Raw genomic sequence first — 4231 nt, forward strand, 5'->3', positions numbered from 1 at the left:
ACCGAGATCCACACCCGCGCGCCGGGGTTTTGGCTGGTGGCCGTGTAGAGCACCTGCGCAATCCGGCTCATCATCGCCGTGGATCCCCCCCCTTGCGTGAATTCGGGGGAGAAGTTGAGGAAAATATCGTCGCCCTCCACCCGCACATCCAACACCCGCGTCTGGGGGGGAATGGCCGTGGTGAGGTGGGGATCCCGGGGGCCGGCAATCAGCTCCTCCAAGGCCAGGCGGATGGCTTCTTGAGTGTCAAAGGCGCGAACCCTGCGCTCCTGCTGCACGTAGTCAATAGAGTTGTCAGCACTGGTCAGCCAATACAGGGAAAGGGTTTGCCGGGGCCCGATGCTGTACCACCAAGCTCCCCCCATCACCCCTAACCCCAGCAAGAAGCCAAGGATCCCCAGTTGTAGGGCCCGGCCCCGACGCGGGCGGGAACGCCGTCCTCCCAACCTGACGGAGCTGAGCTGTGCGGTACGGCCTCCGTAGTGGCTCATCGCTGGCGATCCCCCTCTCTAACCTAGCTCTAGGGTAGCGAAGAAAAGCCCTCCCTGCCGGGGATCCCCCATAGGCTGGACAGGCAAAAGTGCGGCAGCAACTGGGATCCCTTTATTTGTATGATGATAATGATTTACACCCGGCATTGCTGAGTCGATAACTGAGCACACAAGGAGCTGAGCCTCAATCATGGTTACTGCCACCGCTACTGCCACCAATGTTGGCTACATCACTCAGGTCATTGGGCCTGTGATCGACGCCGAGTTTCCCAGCGGCAAGCTGCCCGAAATCTACAATGCCCTCAAGGTGGAGGGCACAACCGAAAGCGGCCTGAAGGTTAACGTCACCTTTGAGGTGCAGCAGCTTTTGGGGGATAACCGCGTGCGTGCGGTGGCCATGTCCTCGACCGACGGCCTGGTGCGGGGCATGCCGGTGGTGGATACGGGCGCTCCGATTACTGTGCCGGTCGGGCAGCCCACCCTGGGGCGCATTTTCAATGTGCTGGGAGAGCCGGTTGACCAAGGAGAGCCCGTTCAAGCCCAAGAATTTGCCCCCATCCACCGCAGTGCGCCTCCACTTGTCGATTTGACGATTAAGCCAGAGCCCTTTGAAACCGGCATCAAGGTGATTGACCTGCTGGCCCCCTTCAAAAAGGGGGGCAAGGTGGGCCTGTTTGGCGGCGCCGGCGTCGGCAAGACAGTGCTCATCCAGGAGCTGATCCACAACATTGCCGAGGAGCACTCTGGCCTGTCGGTGTTTGCCGGCGTGGGAGAGCGCACCCGCGAGGGCAATGACCTCTACAACGAGATGAAAGAATCCGGTGTGCTGGACAAAGTGGCGCTGGTCTATGGCCAGATGAACGAGCCACCGGGTGCCCGCATGCGGGTTGGCCTGACTGCCCTGACCATGGCAGAGTACTTCCGCGACGTTAACAAGCAGGACGTGCTGCTGTTCATCGACAATATCTTCCGCTTTGTGCAGGCCGGGTCGGAAGTGTCGGCGCTGTTGGGCCGCATGCCCTCGGCGGTGGGTTACCAGCCCACCTTGGCTACCGAAATGGGCAACCTGCAAGAGCGCATCACCTCTACCAAGCAGGGATCCATCACCTCGGTGCAGGCGGTGTATGTGCCTGCTGACGACTTGACGGATCCGGCCCCAGCAACCACCTTTGCCCACCTCGACTCCACGGTGGTATTGTCCCGCAGCTTGGCAGCCAAGGGTATCTATCCGGCGGTGGATCCCCTGGATTCCTCTTCCACCATCCTGCAGGCGGACATTGTGGGCGAAGAGCACTACAACACCGCCCGGGCAGTGAAGCAAACGCTGCAGCGCTACAAAGAGCTGCAAGATATCATCGCCATCCTGGGGCTGGACGAGCTGTCGGAAGAGGACAAGCTGGTGGTGGCCCGCGCCCGCCGCATCGAGCGTTTCCTGTCCCAGCCGTTCTTCGTGGCGGAGGTATTCACTGGCTCCCCCGGCAAGTATGTGAAATTGGCAGACACCATCAAGGGCTTCCAGCGCATTTTGTCGGGGGAATTGGACAATCTGCCGGAGCAAGCCTTCTACTTGGTGGGCACCATCGAAGAGGCCATCGAGAAAGCGGAGAAGCTCAAGTCCAAGTGATCCCTCACCCCCAGCCCCTTTCCCACAGGAGGAGAGGGGAGTTGCCGATAGCGCGGCGACTGGGCTCCCCAGGGTTGAAGGGGGGAACGCCCTGGTGGCATTGCTGACTGAAAGCGCTCCCCAGACCCGGCAGGGCTCCTTCTTTTCGGGGGAGCCTTGGTTTTATCTACAGGTGGGACGGCTGCTAGGGATCCCCGGCGACAGGCCCGAAGCGATAGCCTTTGCCGTAGACGGCGTGGATCAATTCTGCTGCCCCGGGCAACCTGAGGCGTCGCCGCAGCAGGCGCACCTGGGCTGCCAAGACGTTGCTGCTGGGGGGATCCTCTCCGGCCCACACCTGCTCGTAGATCTGGTCGTGGGTGAGCAACTGGCCGGGATGGGTCATGAAGTACTCCAGCAGGCGAAACTCTTTTTGGGAGAGGTGGATCATCCGCCCCTGCCGGTAGGCCACCTGGTTCTCCCGATCCAGCTCCAAATCCCCGACCTGCAGGCGAGGGATCCCTTCTCCAGGGCCGGTGGCCCGCCGCAAGAGGGCTCGCACCCGCGCCAGCAGTTCCCGCAGCTCAAACGGCTTTACCAAGTAATCATCTGCCCCGGCATCCAGCCCTTCCACCCGGTCGTCTAGGGTATCTTTGGCGGTCAAAAACAGGATGGGAGTGGTGCCATCCACCTGCCGCACCCGCTGACAGAGGGAAAGCCCGGAGAGCTCCGGCAACATCCAATCCAAGACCAGCAGATCGTAGGGCAGAGCGGGGGACTTTTGCAGCAGCTCCCAGGCCCGCCCTCCTGTGTAGGCGACGTCCACCGTGTAGCCCTCTCGCCTCAATTGCTGGGCCAGAGAATCGGCCAACTCCACTTCATCGTCCACCAATAAAATCCGTGCCATAGGACTCCGTCCCGCTAACGCGAACACCTCAGGACTCGGTCTCGCTGTTGTCTTGGAAACAATGTGGAGCGCTGACGTACTCAGAAAAGGACTCCGTCCCGCCAGAACTGGAGAGCGGCTCAAGCTGCAAGGATAGATCGTAAAGGCGGCGCCGCGTCCAGATGGGGGATCCCTGCAGACGCTGGGCCAACCGGCGGCTGGCTGCGGAGCGGGATAGGCCCTCGGCCAGCAACCGGGCCATTTCTTGGCGAATTTCCGCTTCCGAAGCACCGTCTCCCAGCCCGTTCAAGGACTCCGCCCCGCCCCTGGCAGGGTTGTTGCTTTGTAACGCTGTCGCGACGGGGCCGCGAACGGCACCCACATATCCCTCAAGCAAGAGGGTGAACTCCCCTCGGGGCGGCTGAGCAGCGCAGTGCTCCAAGGCTGCTGCCAGGGATCCCCGCCAGAAGGACTCGTACAGCTTGGTCAGCTCCCGCGCCAGCACGATCTGCCGCTCTGGGCCGCAGTGATCCAGCAGATCCTGCAGAGTTTGGCGCAGGCGATGGGGGGCTTCATAGAGAACGACGGTGCGCTCTTCTTGGGCCAACTGTTGCAGGCGGGCCTGTCGCTGACTGGGTTTAAGCGGCAAAAATCCCTCGAACACGAATCGTCCTGTAGGCAGGCCCGAAGCGGTCAAGGCGGCAACAGCAGCTACCGGCCCCGGCACAGGGATCACCGGGATCCCGGCCTGAATGCAGGCGCGCACCAACTCTTCTCCCGGATCGGAGATGGCAGGAGTGCCGGCATCGCTGATCAGGGCCACCGACTGGCCCGCCGACAGATACTTCAGGAGTTGCGGGATCCGTTGGGCAGCGTTGTGCTCGTGATAGCTGATGAGGCGGGCGGAGATTTGAAAATGTTTAAGAAGCTGGCCGGAGTGGCGAGTATCTTCTGCCGCCACCCAGTCCACTTCCCGCAAAACCCGCAGCGCCCGCAGGGTGATGTCTTCGCGGTTGCCGATGGGGGTAGCCACCAAATAAAGGCTGGCGGTGGGGTGTTCCATCCCGAGCTCCAAGGCTGAGCTGCCGATAACCAGACAATAGCCAATTAGAGCAATTAGAGATCGCCTCGGATCCCCAGATTAACCTCTCTTGGCCGGTGCCCCGATACCCAAGCATCTGCCTTTCGCGGTAGCGGGACGGAGTCCTTTCGCGGTAGCGGGACGGAGTCCTTTCGCGGTAGCGGGACGGA

The 4231-nt window shown here is 61.7% G+C and carries 4 protein-coding genes; 1 reads left to right on the plus strand and 3 read right to left on the minus strand.

What is annotated here, in order from left to right; all coding sequences use genetic code 11:
- Positions 1-491: GerMN domain-containing protein (locus NW839_RS10005; protein ID WP_414380621.1), on the minus strand; the 491-nt coding region annotated here is incomplete at its 3' end.
- Between the two features lie 190 nt (positions 492-681).
- Here NW839_RS10005 and atpD point away from each other — a divergent pair.
- On the plus strand, positions 682-2115 hold the full coding sequence (atpD, locus tag NW839_RS10010) for a F0F1 ATP synthase subunit beta (RefSeq protein WP_011434062.1): 1434 nt from the start codon (positions 682-684) through the stop codon (positions 2113-2115).
- A 184-nt stretch (positions 2116-2299) separates the two neighbouring features.
- On the opposite strand, the gene rppA is transcribed toward atpD, so the two are convergent.
- Together rppA and rsmI are read right to left on the minus strand one after the other, a co-directional pair.
- Entirely contained in the window at positions 2300-3001 is a 702-nt protein-coding gene (gene rppA / locus NW839_RS10015; protein ID WP_414349658.1) for a two-component system response regulator RppA, read from the minus strand.
- A gap of 28 nt (positions 3002-3029) precedes the next feature.
- Entirely contained in the window at positions 3030-4043 is a 1014-nt protein-coding gene (rsmI, locus tag NW839_RS10020; RefSeq protein ID WP_414349660.1) for a 16S rRNA (cytidine(1402)-2'-O)-methyltransferase, read from the minus strand.
- Between the last annotated feature and the right edge of the window lie 188 nt (positions 4044-4231).

Origin of the sequence: Synechococcus sp. R5-15 (genome assembly GCF_047462035.1) — a bacterium.
Taxonomy (GTDB): domain Bacteria; phylum Cyanobacteriota; class Cyanobacteriia; order Thermostichales; family Thermostichaceae; genus Thermostichus.

Excerpts from the sequence above, each read along its gene's own strand:
- atpD (WP_011434062.1), top strand. The coding sequence starts at position 682 with ATGGTTACTGCCACCGCTACTGCCACCAATGTTGGCTACATCACTCAG.
- rsmI (WP_414349660.1), bottom strand. The coding sequence starts at position 4,043 with ATGGAACACCCCACCGCCAGCCTTTATTTGGTGGCTACCCCCATCGGC.
- rppA (WP_414349658.1), bottom strand. The coding sequence starts at position 3,001 with ATGGCACGGATTTTATTGGTGGACGATGAAGTGGAGTTGGCCGATTCT.